Genomic DNA, 15712 nt, shown 5'->3' on the forward strand with positions numbered 1-15712 from the left:
GTTGTTCAGCCGTCCCAGTCCACCGTGACCACGATCTTGCCGCGGGTGCGTCCCTCCTGGTTGAGGCGGTACGCGTCGGCCGCCTGCTCCAGCGGGAAGACCCGGTCCACGTGGACGGTGACAATGCCCTGTTCGGCCAGCTCGGCGAGCTGGGCCAGGTCGGCGGCGTCGGGCCGGACGAAGGCGTAGCGGCCGCCGTAGGAGAAGACCTCACTGTCGGCGATCGAGGCGAGTCGGCCGCCCGGGGCGAGGGTCTCGGCCGAGACCCTCAGCGCGTCGCCGCCCACCGTGTCGAAGGCGGCGCCGATGCCCTCGGGGGCCAGCTCCCGCAGCCGGTCGGCGAGGCCCTCCCCGTACTCCACGGGTTCGGCGCCGAGGCTCCGTACGTGGTCGTGGTTGTGGGCGCTCGCCGTACCGATGACCCGGCAGCCGGTGTGACGGGCGAGCTGCACGGCGAGCGAGCCGACGCCGCCCGCCGCCGCGTGGACGAGGACGGTGTCGCCCTCGCGGATCTTCAGGGTGCGGTACAGCACCTGGTACGCGGTGAGCCCGGCCAGCGGCAGGCCCGCGGCCTCCTCGAAGCTCAGGCTGAGCGGCTTGCGGGCGAGGGTGCGTACGGGGGCGGCGACGTACTCGGCGAACGTACCGCGGGAGAGGAAGTCCTCGCGGACGTAGCCGATCACCTCGTCCCCGACCGCGAACTCGTCGACGGCGATGCCCGGTTGCACGACCACACCGGAGACGTCCCAGCCGGGGATCACCGGGAAGACGGCCTCGAGGCCGCCCTGGAGGTAGCCCTCGCGGGCCTTCCAGTCGACCGGGTTGACGGCGGCTGCCCGCACCTTCACCAGGACCGAGTCGGGGCCGACCACGGGGTCGGGCCGCTCGCCGTATTCCAGGACATCGGCCGAGCCGTACGCGTTGTAGCTGATCGCCTTCATTCCTCGACCTTCCGCGCACGGCGGGGTGGACGCAACTCAAGCGGTACGACCGTGGCTCCGTCCCCTCACCGGCGCGGGATCACCGGCGTCACCCGCTCCGGGACGCCGGCCGGCCCAGCGGCAGGAGAGGTACGCGCTGTACTCGACGGTGTCGCGGACCTTCCCGCCGGGCAGCGCGTGCACGGGCGGGGCCGGCGCCTTGCCGAGGGCGTCCAGGCAGGCCGCCTCCAGGCGGAGACGGCGGAGAGGCGGATCTCGTCGGCGCTCTGGACCGCGCGGCCCGCCGGCGTCCCACCCGGTGGTCGGCCTCCCGGTCCCCGGCGGCCCGTGAGTCCTCGCGCAACCTCGTCGGCCAGGGCGGACAGCCCGTGCGGATCGGTGACCGCCCGGGACTGGACGACATACCGACTGGTCGGCATCATGGTCAGCGATCGTTCCGTCACCCCGGAGGTGCGCACCATGAGCTCAGTCCCCCCACCAGGTCTCGACCCCGAGCTGCTGCGCGGACACCTCGACCGCGAGCGGCCCGGGCTGGTGAGCGGACCCCTCGAAGCGCGGCTCATCGAGGGCGGCCGCTCGAACCTGACGTACACCGTCACCGACGGGACCGGCCGCTGGGTGGTGCGCAGACCGCCGCTGGGCCATGTGCTGGCCACCGCGCACGACATGAAGCGCGAGCACCGGGTGATCAGCGCCCTGCACCCCACCGCCGTCCCCGTGCCGGAGCCGGTGCTGCTCTGCGCGGACGACACGGTGCTCGGGGCACCCTTCTACGTCATGGAGCACGTCGAGGGCACCCCGTACCGCACGGCCGAACAGCTCGCCCCGCTGGGCCCCGAGCGCACCCGGGCCGCCGTCCTCGCCCTCGTCGACACGCTGGTCGACCTGCACGCGGTGGACCCGGTGGCCGTCGGGCTCGGCGACTTCGGGCGGCCGGACGGGTTCCTGGACCGGCAGTTGCGGCGCTGGGGCAAGCAGCTGGACGCCTCCCGCAACCGCGACCTGGCCGGCATCGACGAGCTGCACGCCTCCCTGGGCCGTGAGCTGCCCGCCTCGCCCGCACCCACCGTCGTCCACGGCGACTACCGCCTGGACAACGTGCTGCTCGGCCCGGACGACCGCATCAACGCCGTCCTGGACTGGGAGATGTCCACCCTGGGCGATCCGCTGACCGACCTCGGGCTCCTCGTGATGTACAGCTCCGAGCTCGATCTGCCGCACTCCCCCGTCTCCACCACCAGCGGCGCCGCCGGGCACCCCTCCCCCGCCGAGCTGATCGAGCGGTACGCCGCCGGGTCGGGCCGGGACACCTCCGCCATCTCCTGGTACACCGCGTTCGCCTGGTTCAAGCTCGCCGTGATCCTGGAGGGCATCCACTACCGCTACACCCTCGGCCAGACCGTCGGCGCCGGCTTCGACCGGATCGGCGATCTGGTCCCGGTCTTCATCGAGCACGGCCTCACCACCCTCCAGGAAGGCTGAACACCCATGGACTTCGCATTCGACGCCCGTACCGAGGAGCTGCGGAACAAGCTGCTCGCCTTCATGGACGACTACGTCCACCCGGCCGAGAAGACCGACCACGAACAGCGGGCGCTGCTCGCCTCGCCGTGGGACACCCCGGCCGTCGTGGACGAGCTGAAGGCCGAGGCGCGGCGGCAGGGGCTGTGGAACCTCTTCCTGCCCGACGCGGAGTACGGGGCCGGGCTGACGAACCTCCAGTACGCGCCGCTCGCGGAGATCACCGGCCGCTCCCCGCACCTGGCGCCGACCGCGCTGAACTGCGCGGCCCCGGACACCGGGAACATGGAGGTGCTCTTCCAGTTCGCCACCGACGAACAGAAGAAGCAGTGGCTGGAGCCGCTGCTGGCCGGGGAGATCCGCTCCGCGTTCGCGATGACGGAGCCGGATGTGGCGTCCTCCGACGCGACGAACATCGAGACCCGGATCGTCCGGGACGGTGAGGACTACGTCATCAACGGCCGTAAATGGTACATCTCCGGGGCGATGAACCCGGACTGTGCCGTCTTCATCGTGATGGGCAAGACGGACCCGGACGGCACCGACATCCGCCGCCAGCAGTCGATGATCCTCGTGCCGCGCGACACCCCCGGTCTCGAAGTGCGGCGCGCCATGCGGGTGTACGGGTACGAGGACCACTCCCACGGCGGTCACGCCGAGGTGGTCTTCCACGACGTGCGGGTGCCGGCGGCGAACCTGATCGGTGAGGAGGGCGGCGGCTTCGCCATCGCCCAGGCGCGGCTGGGGCCGGGGCGGATCCACCACTGCATGCGGCTGATCGGGATGGCGGAGCGGGCCATCGAGCTGATGTGCCGCAGGGCGGTGGAACGTACGGCGTTCGGCAAACCACTCGCCCAGCAGGGCGTCGTGCAGAACTGGATCGCGGACGCCCGGGTGACGGTGGAGCAGCTGCGGCTGCTGGTGCTGAAGACGGCCTGGCTGATGGACACGGTGGGCAACAAGGGCGCGCACACAGAGATCCAGGCCATCAAGATCGCCACCCCGCGCGCCGTGGTGGACATCCTGGACTCCGCGGTGCAGCTGCACGGGGCGGGCGGGGTGAGCCAGGACTTCCCGCTGGCGGAGCTGTGGGCATCGGCGCGGACGCTGCGGCTGGCGGACGGCCCGGACGAGGTGCACCAGCGGTCGCTGGCCCGGCGGGAGATCAAGCGGTATCTGTGAACCGTGCGTGGCCCCCTCCCAGGGAGGGGGCCACGCCGGGAGCGCCGCACGATCAGAAGGTGAGCTTCCAGCTGTCGATGTAGCCGGTGTCGTACCGGGCGATGTCCTGCACCCGGAGCTTCCAGACGCCGTTGGCCACCTTGGCGGAGGCGTTGACGGTGTACGTCGTGTTGACGTGGTCCGCGGAGTCGCCGCTGCTGGAGTTCTTCAGCCGGAAGGCGGTGCCGTCCGGTGCCAGCAGGTCGATGACGAGGTCGCCGCGGTAGGTGTGCTTGATGTCCACGCCCACCTGGAGTGCGGCGGGCGCGTTGCCGGTCCGGCCGGAGACCGTGACCGAGGAGGTCACGGCCGCCCCGGCGTCCGGGATGGCGACATCGGCGTCGTTGGAGAAGACGGTGCCCGTGGGCGGCTCGCCCGTGGAGCCCGCGGAGAGGGTCCAGATCGCGTGGGCGGCGGCGTCGCTGTTACGGTCCAGGGCGGTGTCGTTGATGTTCGCCGTGGTGTCGCAGGAGGTGTGGTAGCAGCGGTCGAAGGCCTGGCCCTGCGTTCCGCCCCACTTCTGCACCTGGGCCGCGGTCTTGGTCCGGCTGGCGCCGGTGAAGAGTCCGCCGACGGGGACGCCCGCCGCCTTGAACGGGGCGTGGTCGGATCGGCCGTCGCCCTCGGTCTCGATCTCGGTGGGCACGCCGAGGCCCGCGAAGTAGTCCTTGAAGGTCTTCTCGATGACCGGGTCGTCGTCGTAGACGAAGTAGCCGGCGTTCGGCGAGCCGATCATGTCGAAGTTGAGGTAGCCGGAGATCTTCGAACGCTCGGCGGCCGGCAGGTTGTTGACGTAGTGCTTGGAGCCGATCAGACCCAGCTCCTCCGCACCCCACCAGGCGAACCGCAGGTGCTTGTCGGGCTGATAGCCGGCGCGCGAGACGGCGAGGGCGGTCTCCAGGACGGCGGCCGAGCCGGAGGCGTTGTCGTTGATCCCGGCGCCGGAGGAGACGGAGTCCAGGTGGGCTCCGGCGAAGACGACCTTGTTCGGGTCACCGCCCGGCCAGTCGGCTATGAGGTTGTAGCCGGTGGCACCGCTGGTGGTGAACTGCTGGAGGGACGTGGTGTATCCGGCCGCGTCGAGCTTGGCCTTCACGTAGTCCACGGACGCTTTGTAGCCGGGGCGGCCGTGGGCGCGGTTGCCGCCGTTGTTCGCGGCGATCGTCGAGAACTGGGTGAGGTGGGCCTTGACGCCGGCCAGGGGTATGTCGGGCGCTGCGACGGCGGCGGTCGCCGTGGTCGTCGCCGGGGCGGCCTGCGCGGTGGGCGCGGCGGTCCCGAGAAGGGCTGCGAGGGCGACGGCGGCGACGGCCGCCGGGGATCTGCGCAGGGTGAGGCGGTTCGTTCTCATGGTGGGGCTCCGGATTCCGTTCGGGGACTGACGGAACGTGCGGGGGGCACCTGGCCGCGTGGAACGTACGGCCGGGTCCTGGAGCTGGTGGTGCGCACCGCGGGACCGGTGGCCCGTGCGACGCGTGACCGATGGTCAATGAGGTGACAGTGTTCCGTCAAGAGCGGAAAACGGACATGTCAGTTCTATTAACGAACGCCGAACCGCGTTTGAAGGCACGGAACCGGCCCTGAACAGTGCGGAGTTCAGGGCCGGTCCGGGTGGGTGGGCGTCAGGGGCGCAGCGCCCGCAGCAGCAGATCCGCGAGGTGGCCCGCGACCTGTTCACGGCTGAGCGGGCCGTCCGGGCGGTACCAGGTGGAGAGGTGGTGGACCGAGCCGAAGTGGTAGTCGACCACCAGGTCGGCCGGGGTGGCGGTGGAGAACACCCCGCTGCGCTGGCCCTCCTCGATCAGCGCCCGGAACCGCTCGTGGTAGCGGCGGCGCTCCACCCGTACCTGCTTGTTCTTCTCCGGGCTCAGGTGGTGCATGGAGCGGAAGAAGATCGCGGCGTCGTCCAGGTTGTCGATGGTCGTGACGACCACGTCGGCGGCCGCGTCGCGCAGCCGCTGCTCGATCGGCGCCTCGGCGTCCGCGAAGGCGTCGAGCCGCTCCTGCTGAAGCCGCAGCACCCGGGCGTAGACCTCCTGGAGGAGATCCTCCTTGGAGCCGAAGTAGTGGTAGAGCGCCCCCTTGGTGACACCCGCCGCCTCGACGATCTCCTGGACCGAGGTGCGGTCGTACCCGCGCTCGGCGAAGAGCCGGGTGGCGGCGGCCAGCAGCCTCTGGGGGACGGGCGCGCCGTTCTGCTCCGTCGCCTTGGCCATGAGCCGCCACCTGCCTTTCATACTGTGCGTTCGCTGTTTCGACGAGGTTCTAACGGGAGGAACGCAGTTCCCGCCTGAGGATCTTCCCACTCGCCGTCTTCGGCAGCTCGGTCAGGATCTCCACCTCGCGCGGATACTTGTACGCGGCGAGCCTTTCCTTGCAGTACGTCCCCAGCTCGCCCGGTTCGACGGATGTGCCCGGACGCAGACTGACATAGGCGCGTACGGTCTCCCCGCGGTACGCGTCGGGCACGCCCACGACGGCCGCCTCGCGCACCGCCGGGTGGGTGTACAGGACGTCCTCCACCTCACGGGGCCAGACCTTGAAGCCGGAGGCGTTGATCATGTCCTTCTTGCGGTCGACGACGTAGAGCCAGCCCTCCGCGTCCATGAACCCGATGTCGCCGGTGCGCAGCTCGCCGTCCGGGAAGGCGGCCTCGGTGGCCTCGGGGAGGTTCCAGTAGCCGGAGACGACCTGGGGGCCGCGCACCGCGATCTCGCCCTGCTCTCCGAAGGGCACTTCCTGCCCCGTCTCGTCGAGGATCCGTACGACGGTGTCGGGGCCGGGCACACCGACGGAGAGGGTGCCGGAGGCCGGGTCCACGGGGGCCTCACGCTCGGGCGGGACCGAGGCGCAGGGGGCGGTGCACTCGGTGAGGCCGTAGCCGTTGCGGATGTACGGGCCGAAGCCGGCGCGGAACTTCTCCACCAGCGCGGGCGGCAGCGGAGCGCCGCCGGAGGAGATGACCTGGAAGGAGGCGAAGTGGTCCGGGGTGACGTCCGGATGGGCGGCCAGGGCCATGAAGGCGGTGGAGGGGCCGACCGTGTACGCGGGGCGGTGGGTGGTGAAGGCGTCGAGGACGACGCCCGCCTGGAAGCGGTAGGCCAGGACCAGGGTGCCCGCGTTGGCGACGCAGGCGGCGAGCTGGCAGACCATGCCGGTGATGTGGAAGAGCGGGGCGAGCGCGAAGTAGGCGGAGCCCTCGGCCACGGGATGCCCGGTGCGCTGCCGCTCGGCGTTGACCATGATGTTGGCGTGGGAGTTCATGGCGCCCTTGGGGGTGCCGCTGGTCCCGGAGGTGTAGCTGATCAGCGCCACGTCCTCGGCGGTGGGCTCCCGGCCGTCCGGGGGCGCGTGGCCGGCCCGGGCGACGGTGAGCAGGTCGTCGGCGAGGTCGTCGGGGCCGGGGGCGGGGAGCCGCTCGAACCCGAGGACGCGGGGGTCGTTCACGCTCTGGAGGTCCAGCTCGCAGGCGGTCAGCGCGATGGTGAGCTCCGGGGCGGCCTCGGCGGTCTCCCGCAGGTAGGCCGCCCAGGCCCGGTCCGGGCAGATCAGCGCGGTGACCCCGGCGTCCTTCAGTACGTGCCCGACCTCGCCGGACTTGTACATCGGATTCAGCGGTACGACGGTGGCCCCCGCCTTCCACGCGCCGAGGAGGGCGAGGACGAAGTGCGGGCTGTTCTGGAGCATGATCGCGACCCGGTCGCCGCGCCGCAGGCCCCGGGCGGCGAGGTGTCCGGCCACAGAGCCGGAGAGCGTGTCGGTCTCGCGGTAGGTCAGCCGCCCGTCGAAGTAGGCGAGGGCCGGGTGGCCTTCCGGGGCCCGGCCGACCGCGTCCCGGAAGGCGTGCAGCACGGTCGGGGGCGGGGTGACGGGGGCCCGCTGGGCCTCGCTGAGGAGGGCGAGCCAGGGCTTGGCCGCGTAGAGGGAGCCGGCGCAGCGGGTGTCGTTCACGCGCCGCTCACCCCCTCCCACTTCTGCTGGAGGCGGTTCATGTTGCCGATCCAACGGTCGGGGTCGGCGGCGCGGGCCTGGTAGTACCCGGCCACCTCCGGGTGCGGCAGGACCAGGAAGCGGTCGGCCGCCATCGCGTCGAACAGCGCGTCGGCGACGGCGTCCGGCTCGATGGCTCCGGGGGCGAGCACCAGCTCACCGGCCGAACCGGCGGCGGTGAGCATGTCCGTCCGTACGCCCTGCGGGCAGATCGCGTGAACCTTGACGCCGCGGTGGCGGTAGGTGAGCGAGAGCCACTCGGCGAAGGCGACCGCCCCGTGTTTGGTGACGCTGTAAGGAGCCGCGCCGATCATCGTCAGCAGTCCGGCGGCGGACGCGGTGGTGACGAAGCGCCCGCTGCCGCGTTCCAGCCACTGCGGCAGCAGGGCCCTGGCCGCCCGGACGTGGGCCATCACGTTGACGTCCCAGGCGGCGGCCCAGACCTCCTCGTCGGCGAACGCGTCACCGGGCGAGGCGAGTCCGGCGTTGGCGCAGTAGACGTCCACCGTGCCGCCCAGCGCTTCCTGGGCGGCCTCCACGATGCCCGAGGCGTCCCCGGCGACGGCGGTGCCGCCGATCTCCTTCGCGAGCGGCTCGATGCGCGCGAGGTCGAGGTCGTTGACGACGACCCGTGCGCCCTGCTCGGCGAACCTGCGGGCCAGAGCGGCGCCGATGCCGCCTCCAGCCCCTGTGACCACTACGCCGGCGCCCCGCACCTTATCCGCCGTTCCTGCCGTACTCGCCGCGTCCATCGCCGTCCGCCTTCCGTACGTCTGCTCTCCGGCCTGCCTGCACGGGCAGACTAACCGGTCGGTATGTGGTCGGGAAAGGGGCGGGGAAGGGCTGGGGAGGGAACCCGGGCCAGGTCGGCAGGGGCGGCGGTCCCGGCTCGGGGAATCCGCGCGGCCCGGCTCGTTCCGTGCGGCCCGTACCCGCGCTAGCGTGCGTGGCCATGACAGTGCGGCGCGATCATGGAGGTAGCGGAATGAGCCTGTCCCGACGTGGTGTGCTGGCCGCCGGAGGTGCCCTGGGAGCGCTCGCGGCGACAGCGGCCGGCACCGGTGGAGCCGCCGCTGCCGAACGTGGCCCCGGATACGGAAACGGGCACGGTCGCGCCCGGGTGCGCACCGGCTTCGACCGGCTGGCGGCCGACGGCTACAGGCTGCTGCGGGGTCAGAAGGTCGGCGTCGTCACCAACCCGACCGGCGTCACCGCCGACCTACACCACATCGTCGACGTGATGCACCCCGACTCCCGGGTGGACCTGACCGCCGTCTTCGGCCCCGAGCACGGCTTCCGGGGGACCGCGCAGGCGGGCGGTTCGGAGGGACGTTACGACGACCCGGCGACCGGGCTGCCGGTCTACGACACGTACCTCAAGAGCGGGCGGCCGCTCGCGGACATCTTCACCGCGTCGGGCGTGGACACGGTCGTCTTCGACATCCAGGACGCGGGCGCGCGCTTCTACACATACATCTGGACGCTGTACGACTGCATGGAGTCGGCCGCGCTCGCGGGCAAGCGCCTGGTGGTGCTGGACCGGCCGAACCCGGTGACCGGGCGAGCGGCACTGGGGCCGGTGCTGGATCCGGCGTTCGCCACGTTCGTCGGCCGCCGGGAGATCGCCCAGGCGCACGGGATGACGATGGCGGAGCTGGCGCTGTTCTTCAACGCGGAGTTCCTGCACGAGAACCCGGTGCGGCTGGAGGTGGTGACGATGTCGGGGTGGCGGCGCTCGGACTTCTTCGACGACACCGGGCTGCCGTGGGTGCCGCCGAGCCCGAACATGCCGACGCCGGAGACGGCCCTCGTCTACTCCGGCACCTGTCTCTTCGAGGGCACGAACCTCTCCGAGGGCCGGGGCACCACACGGCCGTTCGAGCTGCTGGGCGCGGAGGGCATCGACCACCGCTGGGCGGCCGGCGTGAACTCACTGCGGCTGCCGGGGGTCGCCTTCCGCGAGGCGTACTTCGCGCCGACGTTCTCCAAGTTCCAGGGGAAGACGGTGGGCGGGGTGCAGGTGCACGTCCAGGACCGGGAGGCCTTCGACCCGGTCCGCACGGGCATCGCCCTGCTGGTCACGGCGAAGCGGACGTGGAGCGGGTTCGCCTGGCGCCCGGACAACTGGATCGACAAGCTCACCGGCAACACCAGGGTCCGCACCATGATCGACGCGGGGGCGGACACCGACGCGGTGGTGGACGCCTGGCAGGCGGACCTGACGGCGTTCCGGGCGAAGCGGCGGAGGTATCTGCGGTACGGGGGGTAGTAGTGCGGGAGACGCCCCCGTACCGGGTGGCGGGTGCCCACGGGTGGGCACCCGCCACCCTTCTCAGCCCGTGAGGTCCAGGTCGCCGAGGTACTCGCCGTCGTCGGTCAGGCCGCGCTTGCGGTAGCCGAGCCGGAGGTAGAACTCCTCCGGCCCGCCCTCGCCGGGATGCCAGGTCACGGTCGAGAGCGATCCGCCGCGCCGGCGGATCTCCTCGTTCACCGCGCCCACCGCGAACCGTCCGTACCCGCGGCCCTGCTCACCGGCGGCGACGGCGAGCCGCCAGAGGCCGGAGCGCCGTGGGGCGTCCGGCACGTCGGCGTCGTAGTCGAACGTGACGTCGAAAAAGGCCATCACGAAGCCCACGATGCGGTCGCCGTCACAGACCAGCCGGGGCCAGGCGACATCGGGGTGCACATAGGCCTCGGCCAAGGACTGCGCGACCGGCGAGACGAATTTTCGCTGCCCGGGCGCGACTTCCAGCCGACAGGCGTCGAGCACCGTGTCGGGCGTGACCTTTTCCAGGCGAGGAGAGACTGCTGTCATCCGGGCACCCAACCGCACCCGCCCGGGGCCCGGCCACCGATTTTCCTGATCGGCGGGTGGGTGCGCACGGCCTCCGGGTGACGGAGCGCCGACAGCCCACCGCACGGCCGCGCGCCCTCGCACCACCCGTCCGCGCGCCGTTCCGCTTCTGTCCGTGGTCCCCGTCCGACATGGGGAGTCTCAGCCAATGGACGGTTTCCATCTTTCGATGGAGCCGAAACGGGCAGGCGTACGTCCACTCCTTGACGCCGATGGACGAACGACGGAGGTGGCAGACATGGCCGGTTTCCGGAGTCTAGCGAGACAGGTCCGCGATCCGCTGGGCGATCTGGCGCTGCGGCGGTACTCGCTGCGCAAGTGCCTGGAGAGGTTCGCCCCGTACGGTCACCGGGCGACCTGGGACCATCTGTGCGCCCGGCACGGGATCGATCCCGAGGACCGGGCACCCGATCCGGCGCGCCTGGTGGGCGCCCTGGAGGAGCTGGAGGAGGCGCGGGCGATCTGGCTCGCCTATGAGGCGGGGTTCGCGGAGCGGCGGCGGCGCGAGAAGCACGATGGCCTGCGGCGGCCCGGCGCCTTCGACGACTGGCACCGCAGGACGTGGGGCGGCCACGGGGTGGCGCGCTGCGCGGATCCGGGGGTCCACCCCAGCGAGCCGCTCGCCGAGGTGCTGCGCCGGCTGATCGCGGCGCTCGGCTCCGGCCCCGGCTCGGCGTGCCCGGTCTGTGCGGACACCGGGATCGAGTGGCGGCAGGAGCGGGAGCGCGGGCACGAGCCGTGGTCGGGTCCGGTGTGCACGGCGTGCGGGATCGCGGTGCCGCAACCGGTGCTGACGGACCGCACGCTGGCCAGGGCCCGGCTCGTACGGCACCGGAGGCTCGCCGCGGCGGCAGCGGCGTAGGACCGGTCCCCGAGCTCGTTGGGAGGACCCGAGGTTCGCGAGCTGTCGGAAGGACGTTCCCGGCCCGTTGTCAGTGGCGGATGTCACCATCGGGGACATGATCCAGGTCTGCCTGAACGGTCGGCGCGGCGCGGATGCCTCGGTGGCCGTGCCCCTGTCCCCCGAAGCACTGGCCCGGTCGGCGGCCGAGGCCGTCGCTGCCGGTGCCACCGACATCCATGTGCATCCGCGGACCCCCTGCGGGCAGGACACGCTCTCGCCCCGGGTGGTGGCCGCGACGCTGACGGCGATACGGGCGGCCGTGCGCGTCCCGGTCGGGGTGACGACGGGCGCCTGGGCCGAGCCGGATCCGCGACGCCGGGTGGAGCGCGTACGGGAGTGGACGGTGCTGCCCGACCACGCCTCGGTGAACTGGCACGAGCCGGGCGCCGAGGAGCTGGCCGCCGCACTGCTGGAGCGGGGCGTGGGCGTGGAGGCCGGGCTCTGGTCGGGCACGGAGGGGCACCGCCTCTTCCGGTGTTCCCCCGTGGCGCCCCGGGTCCTGCGGGTGCTGGCCGAGGTCACCGACACCGACCCGGCGACGGCGACCGGCTCGGCCCGGCTGCTCCTCGCCGAGTTGGGCACCGCGCACGGCCGCCCGGTGCTGCTGCACGGGGAGGACGGCGGCGCGTGGCCGGTGGCGGCGCTGGCCTTCCGGCTCCGCCTGGGAACACGGATCGGGGCGGAGGACGTGACGGTGCTGCCGGACGGCCGCCCCGCGCGCTCGAACGCGGAACTGGTCACCGCGGCGGTGAGGTTACGGGAGGCGGCGGCCGGGGGCGGGCGGGCGGCGTCCTAGGCGGTGTCAGCCGGCCCCGGGTCAGCCGTGCTCCTCCTCCGCCGGGTCACGCCTGCGCTCGGGCATCAGGCGCGAGCCGGTGATCCGTTCGCCGGAGATGTCGTCGGGGTTGGACAGCACACAGTTCTCCAGCGACAGACAGCCACAGCCGATGCAGTCGGTCAGATGGTCGCGCAGCCGTTGCAACTGCGTGATCCGGTCGTCCAGTTCCTGGCGCCAGGCCTCGGAGAGGCGGGCCCAGTCCTCCCGGTTCGGTGTGCGCTCCTCGGGCAGTGCGGCGAGGGCGTCCCGGATCGTGGCCAGGGGGATGCCGACGCGCTGGGCCGCCCGCACGAAGGCGACGCGGCGTAGGGCGTCGCGCGAGTAGCGGCGCTGATTGCCGCTGGTGCGGCGGCTGCTGATCAGGCCCTTGGACTCGTAGAAGTGCAGAGCGGAGACCGCGGCGCCGCTGCGCGCCGAGAGCTGGCCGACCGAGAGTTCGTGGAGTGTCTGTGGGATCTGTGGCACTCCTCAGACCCTACTGCTCCCCCGGCGGACGCCACCCCCGATCGTTGACAGGAAGCCATCGCGCAAGGATGCTGAGCAAGCGCTTAGACATCGCGCCGGACGGCGCGGCGAGCCGGAAGGCAGGGACCCGGAACATGGCAGAGCCGAAGATCTTCACGTCCGCACAGGAGCTGCGCGACGGAGTGGGCGAGCAGCTCGGACACAGTGACTGGCTGGAGGTCGACCAGAAGCGGATCGACCTGTTCGCTGAGGCGACCGGCGACCACCAGTGGATCCATGTGGATCCGGAGCGTGCGGCGGCGGGGCCGTTCGGCACGACCATCGCGCACGGCTATCTGACGCTCTCGCTGCTGCCCGCGCTGGTGCCGCAGGTGATGCGGGTCGAGGGCATGAAGATGGGCATCAACTACGGGACCGACAAGGTCCGTTTCCCCTCCACCGTCCCGGTCGGCTCACGGCTGCGGGCCACCGCGGTGCTCACGAGCGTCGAGGAGGCCGGGGGCGGCGTCCAGATCACCGCGCTCGTCACGGTCGAGCGCGAGGGCAGCGAGAAGCCGGCCTGCGTGGCCGAGTCGGTGTCGCGCTACTACTTCTGACCCGCACCGCGCCGGGGCCCAGACCTGCCTCAGGGCTGAGGGGGGGCTCCGACCATCCGCAGGACGAGGTCGGCGTAGAGCGCGCCCACCTCGTCGGGCGTGCGGCTGCCCTGGGCGTTGAACCAGCGGGCCACGTCGATGCAGAGGGACAGCACGGCGAGGGTGGTGCCGGGGATGTCGGGGACGTCGAACTCCCCCGCCTCCACCCCCTCGCTGATGATCCGGCGCACCACCGCGTCGCTCCTGCGGCGGAGTTCGACGATCTCGGTGCGGTGCTCGGGGCCGAGGGCGTCGAGTTCGTACTGGACGACCCGGGCGGTGGTGTGGCGTTCGGCGTGCCAGCGGACGAAGGACCGTACGGCTCCGGCGAGCCGATCGGCGGCCGTGCCGTCCCGGTCGGCCTCGGCCTGGAGGAGGTGGAGCGCCCGGTCGTGGCCGATCTTGCTGATCCGGTGGAGCAGCTCTTCCTTCGTCTTGTAGTGGATGTAGAGCGCGGCCGGGCTCATCCCGGCCCGGCCGGCGATGTCGCGGGTGGTGGTCGCGTGGTAGCCGCGCTCGGCGAAAGCGTCGACCGCGGCGACCAGGAGCCGCCTGGCCGCCTCGGGCGTGACCTCGCCCCAGGGAGCGTCGTCGCCCGTCTCCTCCGCCGCACTCATCGCCCAGGGCCCCTCTCCGTCAACAGGACGAACACCATACCCCGAACCTGAGCAAGCGCTTAGGGGCATCTCATGGGGCGGTGCGGATTCAGAGCTTCTGGAAGGGGTCGTGCTCGGCGAGGATCTTCTCCAGCCGGGCCTGGTCGACCCGGCTGACGATCTGCCCGGCCTCCTGCCGGTCCCTGATCACCTTGGCCAGGGTGAAGCATGAGGTTACGAGGTAGAGCACTCCGATGGCGAGGAAGCCGCGCACCCAGGCGTCGGCGTCGAGGAAGAAGATACCGAGGGCCACCGCGCCCATCGCCACCAGGAAGGAGGCGACGGCCTGGCCGTAGAAGGCGGCTGTGCTCTGCTGCTTGACCGATGTCGTGTCACTCATGGGCTCAGCATCGGCCGGCGTGGCGTGTGCCACATCCGCGCCCGTACTCAGTCGGGTACTCAGACACACGTACGAGCCTGCCGGAGTGGCGGCAGTCGCGGTCAGAGAGCGGATACGCCCGTCAGAACGCGGATACGCCCGTCAGCGCGCGGCCGATGATGAGCTTCTGGATCTGGCTGGTGCCCTCGTAGAGCGTCATCACGCGGGCGTCGCGCAGCAGCTTGCCGACCGGGTACTCGTCGATGTAGCCGTAGCCGCCGAAGACCTGGATGGCGTTGTTGGCGCAGCGGACGGCGGCTTCGGAGGCGTACAGCTTGGCCTGGGAGGCCGCGGTGGCGAACTCCTGGCCCCGGTCGACGAGGTCGGCGACCCGCCAGGTGAGCAGCCGGGCCGCCTCGACGTCCACGGAGATGTCGCTGAGCAGCTCCTGCACGAGCTGGTGGCCCGCGATGCCCTTTCCGAACTGCTCGCGCTCACCGGCGTACCGCACGGAGGCGTCCAGAGCGGCCTGGGCGATGCCCACGCAGCCCGCCGCCACCGACATCCTGCCCTTGGCGAGGGCCGACATGGCGACGGTGAAGCCCTTGCCCTCGGGGCCGAGGAGGGTGGTGGCAGGTACGCGGACGTCCTGGAGGACCAGTTCGGCGGTGGCCTGGCCGCGCAGGCCGAGCTTGCCGTGGACGGTGCGGCGGGTGAGGCCGGGGGTGTCGGCGGGGACGAGGAACGCGGAGACGCCTCGATGACCGGGGGCATCGTTCGTGCGGGCGAAGAGCAGCACCACATCGGCCCAGGTGCCGTTGGTGATGAACATCTTGGTGCCGTTGATGACGTAGTCACCGCCGTCGCGTACGGCCCTGGTGACGAGGTTCCCGGCGTCCGAGCCGGTACCGGGCTCGGTGAGCCCGAAGCAGCCGATCGCATCGCCGGAGGTGAGCCGGGGCAGCCACTGCCGCTTCTGCTCCTCGCTCCCCCAGGACGCGATGGTCTTGGCGACCAGGCCGAGCGAGACGGAGACGATCCCGCGCACGGAGGAGTCGCCACGGCCGAGCTCCTCGGTGACCAGGCAGTACGCGAGGTGGTCGCCGCCGGAGCCGCCGTACTCCTCGGAGACGGTGAGGCCGAGGAAGCCGAGCGCGCCGAGCTTCTTCACGATCGACCTGTCGACATTCTCGGCCCGGTCCCACGCGACGACGTGCGGCGTGACCTCACGGGCCACGAACTCCTCGGCCAGCCGCCGGACGGCTTCCTGCTCCTGGCTCAGCTCCAGGTTCATCGCGCGCCACCCCACTTCTCGTGCGCCGCTCCCGCGCGCCACTTAATTAGCACTGCTAGTTTCTGGTTCGCAGC

Annotated in this window: 16 protein-coding genes and 1 pseudogene; 6 read left to right on the forward strand and 11 right to left on the reverse strand. The window is 71.7% G+C overall.

Annotated elements, in window-relative coordinates:
* Positions 1 to 5: 5 nt before the first annotated feature.
* On the reverse strand, positions 6 to 941 hold the full coding sequence (locus tag ABZ154_RS02900; RefSeq protein ID WP_356828425.1) for an NADP-dependent oxidoreductase: 936 nt from the start codon (positions 939 to 941) through the stop codon (positions 6 to 8).
* A gap of 93 nt (positions 942 to 1034) precedes the next feature.
* Positions 1035 to 1330, reverse strand: a pseudogene (locus ABZ154_RS02905) (glucarate dehydratase); the annotation flags it as partial.
* 70 nt (positions 1331 to 1400) lie between these two features.
* Between ABZ154_RS02905 and ABZ154_RS02910 the strand changes: the two are divergent.
* Together ABZ154_RS02910 and ABZ154_RS02915 are read left to right on the forward strand one after the other, a co-directional pair.
* On the forward strand, positions 1401 to 2423 hold the full coding sequence (locus ABZ154_RS02910; protein WP_356828427.1) for a phosphotransferase family protein: 1023 nt from the start codon (positions 1401 to 1403) through the stop codon (positions 2421 to 2423).
* Between the two features lie 6 nt (positions 2424 to 2429).
* A complete protein-coding gene (locus ABZ154_RS02915; RefSeq protein ID WP_356828429.1) occupies positions 2430 to 3644 on the forward strand; it encodes an acyl-CoA dehydrogenase family protein in 1215 nt (404 codons plus the stop codon).
* A gap of 52 nt (positions 3645 to 3696) precedes the next feature.
* Here the strand turns inward: ABZ154_RS02915 and ABZ154_RS02920 are convergent, their stop codons facing one another.
* The 4 genes from ABZ154_RS02920 to ABZ154_RS02935 all read right to left on the reverse strand — a co-directional run bounded on the left by ABZ154_RS02920 (position 3697) and on the right by ABZ154_RS02935 (position 8425).
* The gene (locus tag ABZ154_RS02920; RefSeq protein WP_356828431.1) at positions 3697 to 5034 is read right to left on the reverse strand and encodes a M28 family metallopeptidase; all 1338 of its coding nucleotides are present in this window, start codon (positions 5032 to 5034) and stop codon (positions 3697 to 3699) included.
* A gap of 271 nt (positions 5035 to 5305) precedes the next feature.
* A complete protein-coding gene (locus ABZ154_RS02925; protein WP_356828433.1) occupies positions 5306 to 5899 on the reverse strand; it encodes a TetR/AcrR family transcriptional regulator in 594 nt (197 codons plus the stop codon).
* Positions 5900 to 5948: 49 nt separating this feature from the next.
* Positions 5949 to 7634, reverse strand: coding sequence for an AMP-binding protein (locus tag ABZ154_RS02930; RefSeq protein ID WP_356828435.1), 1686 nt, complete (start codon positions 7632 to 7634; stop codon positions 5949 to 5951).
* Positions 7631 to 8425, reverse strand: a complete 795-nt coding sequence (locus ABZ154_RS02935) for an SDR family oxidoreductase (protein ID WP_356828437.1) — start codon at positions 8423 to 8425, stop codon at positions 7631 to 7633. Before ABZ154_RS02935 ends, ABZ154_RS02930 begins: the two co-directional genes overlap by 4 nt.
* Before the next feature lie 233 nt (positions 8426 to 8658).
* Here ABZ154_RS02935 and ABZ154_RS02940 point away from each other — a divergent pair, with 233 nt between their 5' ends.
* Positions 8659 to 9942: a DUF1343 domain-containing protein gene (locus ABZ154_RS02940; RefSeq protein ID WP_356828439.1), complete on the forward strand. Its 1284-nt coding sequence runs from the start codon at positions 8659 to 8661 to the stop codon at positions 9940 to 9942.
* A 63-nt stretch (positions 9943 to 10005) separates the two neighbouring features.
* Here ABZ154_RS02940 and ABZ154_RS02945 read toward each other — a convergent pair whose 3' ends face one another.
* Entirely contained in the window at positions 10006 to 10488 is a 483-nt protein-coding gene (locus tag ABZ154_RS02945) for a GNAT family N-acetyltransferase (RefSeq protein ID WP_356828441.1), read from the reverse strand.
* A 277-nt stretch (positions 10489 to 10765) separates the two neighbouring features.
* Between ABZ154_RS02945 and ABZ154_RS02950 the strand changes: the two genes are divergently transcribed.
* Together ABZ154_RS02950 and ABZ154_RS02955 are read left to right on the forward strand one after the other, a co-directional pair.
* Complete coding sequence (locus tag ABZ154_RS02950) at positions 10766 to 11389, forward strand: hypothetical protein (protein ID WP_356828443.1); 624 nt, start codon at positions 10766 to 10768, stop codon at positions 11387 to 11389.
* Positions 11390 to 11486: 97 nt separating this feature from the next.
* Positions 11487 to 12227, forward strand: a complete 741-nt coding sequence (locus tag ABZ154_RS02955) for a 3-keto-5-aminohexanoate cleavage protein (RefSeq protein WP_356828445.1) — start codon at positions 11487 to 11489, stop codon at positions 12225 to 12227.
* A gap of 21 nt (positions 12228 to 12248) precedes the next feature.
* Here ABZ154_RS02955 and soxR read toward each other — a convergent pair whose 3' ends face one another.
* Positions 12249 to 12734 (reverse strand): redox-sensitive transcriptional activator SoxR, encoded by a 486-nt coding sequence (gene soxR, locus ABZ154_RS02960; RefSeq protein WP_356828447.1) that lies wholly within the window; start codon positions 12732 to 12734, stop codon positions 12249 to 12251.
* Between the two features lie 134 nt (positions 12735 to 12868).
* On the opposite strand from soxR, the gene ABZ154_RS02965 reads away from it, so the two are divergent.
* Positions 12869 to 13330, forward strand: a complete 462-nt coding sequence (locus tag ABZ154_RS02965; protein ID WP_356828449.1) for a MaoC family dehydratase — start codon at positions 12869 to 12871, stop codon at positions 13328 to 13330.
* 29 nt (positions 13331 to 13359) lie between these two features.
* Here ABZ154_RS02965 and ABZ154_RS02970 read toward each other — a convergent pair whose 3' ends face one another.
* The 3 genes from ABZ154_RS02970 to ABZ154_RS02980 all read right to left on the reverse strand — a co-directional run bounded on the left by ABZ154_RS02970 (position 13360) and on the right by ABZ154_RS02980 (position 15638).
* Positions 13360 to 13986, reverse strand: a complete 627-nt coding sequence (locus ABZ154_RS02970; protein ID WP_356828451.1) for a TetR/AcrR family transcriptional regulator — start codon at positions 13984 to 13986, stop codon at positions 13360 to 13362.
* A gap of 88 nt (positions 13987 to 14074) precedes the next feature.
* Positions 14075 to 14365 carry a YiaA/YiaB family inner membrane protein gene (locus ABZ154_RS02975; RefSeq protein WP_015607581.1) on the reverse strand — a complete coding sequence of 97 codons (291 nt, stop codon included), beginning with the start codon at positions 14363 to 14365 and terminating at the stop codon, positions 14075 to 14077.
* A 121-nt stretch (positions 14366 to 14486) separates the two neighbouring features.
* The gene (locus tag ABZ154_RS02980) at positions 14487 to 15638 is read right to left on the reverse strand and encodes an acyl-CoA dehydrogenase family protein (RefSeq protein WP_356828453.1); all 1152 of its coding nucleotides are present in this window, start codon (positions 15636 to 15638) and stop codon (positions 14487 to 14489) included.
* Positions 15639 to 15712: the final 74 nt, after the last annotated feature.

Origin of the sequence: Streptomyces sp. NPDC006261 (assembly GCF_040613515.1) — a bacterium.
In the GTDB taxonomy this organism is placed as follows: domain Bacteria; phylum Actinomycetota; class Actinomycetes; order Streptomycetales; family Streptomycetaceae; genus Streptomyces.

Coding starts and splice junctions, on each gene's coding strand:
- ABZ154_RS02900 (WP_356828425.1), bottom strand. CDS start 941: ATGAAGGCGATCAGCTACAACGCGTACGGCTCGGCCGATGTCCTGGAA.
- ABZ154_RS02910 (WP_356828427.1), top strand. CDS start 1,401: ATGAGCTCAGTCCCCCCACCAGGTCTCGACCCCGAGCTGCTGCGCGGA.
- ABZ154_RS02915 (WP_356828429.1), top strand. CDS start 2,430: ATGGACTTCGCATTCGACGCCCGTACCGAGGAGCTGCGGAACAAGCTG.
- ABZ154_RS02920 (WP_356828431.1), bottom strand. CDS start 5,034: ATGAGAACGAACCGCCTCACCCTGCGCAGATCCCCGGCGGCCGTCGCC.
- ABZ154_RS02925 (WP_356828433.1), bottom strand. CDS start 5,899: ATGGCCAAGGCGACGGAGCAGAACGGCGCGCCCGTCCCCCAGAGGCTG.
- ABZ154_RS02935 (WP_356828437.1), bottom strand. CDS start 8,425: ATGGACGCGGCGAGTACGGCAGGAACGGCGGATAAGGTGCGGGGCGCC.
- ABZ154_RS02940 (WP_356828439.1), top strand. CDS start 8,659: ATGAGCCTGTCCCGACGTGGTGTGCTGGCCGCCGGAGGTGCCCTGGGA.
- ABZ154_RS02945 (WP_356828441.1), bottom strand. CDS start 10,488: ATGACAGCAGTCTCTCCTCGCCTGGAAAAGGTCACGCCCGACACGGTG.
- ABZ154_RS02950 (WP_356828443.1), top strand. CDS start 10,766: ATGGCCGGTTTCCGGAGTCTAGCGAGACAGGTCCGCGATCCGCTGGGC.
- ABZ154_RS02955 (WP_356828445.1), top strand. CDS start 11,487: ATGATCCAGGTCTGCCTGAACGGTCGGCGCGGCGCGGATGCCTCGGTG.
- ABZ154_RS02965 (WP_356828449.1), top strand. CDS start 12,869: ATGGCAGAGCCGAAGATCTTCACGTCCGCACAGGAGCTGCGCGACGGA.
- ABZ154_RS02970 (WP_356828451.1), bottom strand. CDS start 13,986: ATGAGTGCGGCGGAGGAGACGGGCGACGACGCTCCCTGGGGCGAGGTC.
- ABZ154_RS02975 (WP_015607581.1), bottom strand. CDS start 14,365: ATGAGTGACACGACATCGGTCAAGCAGCAGAGCACAGCCGCCTTCTAC.
- ABZ154_RS02980 (WP_356828453.1), bottom strand. CDS start 15,638: ATGAACCTGGAGCTGAGCCAGGAGCAGGAAGCCGTCCGGCGGCTGGCC.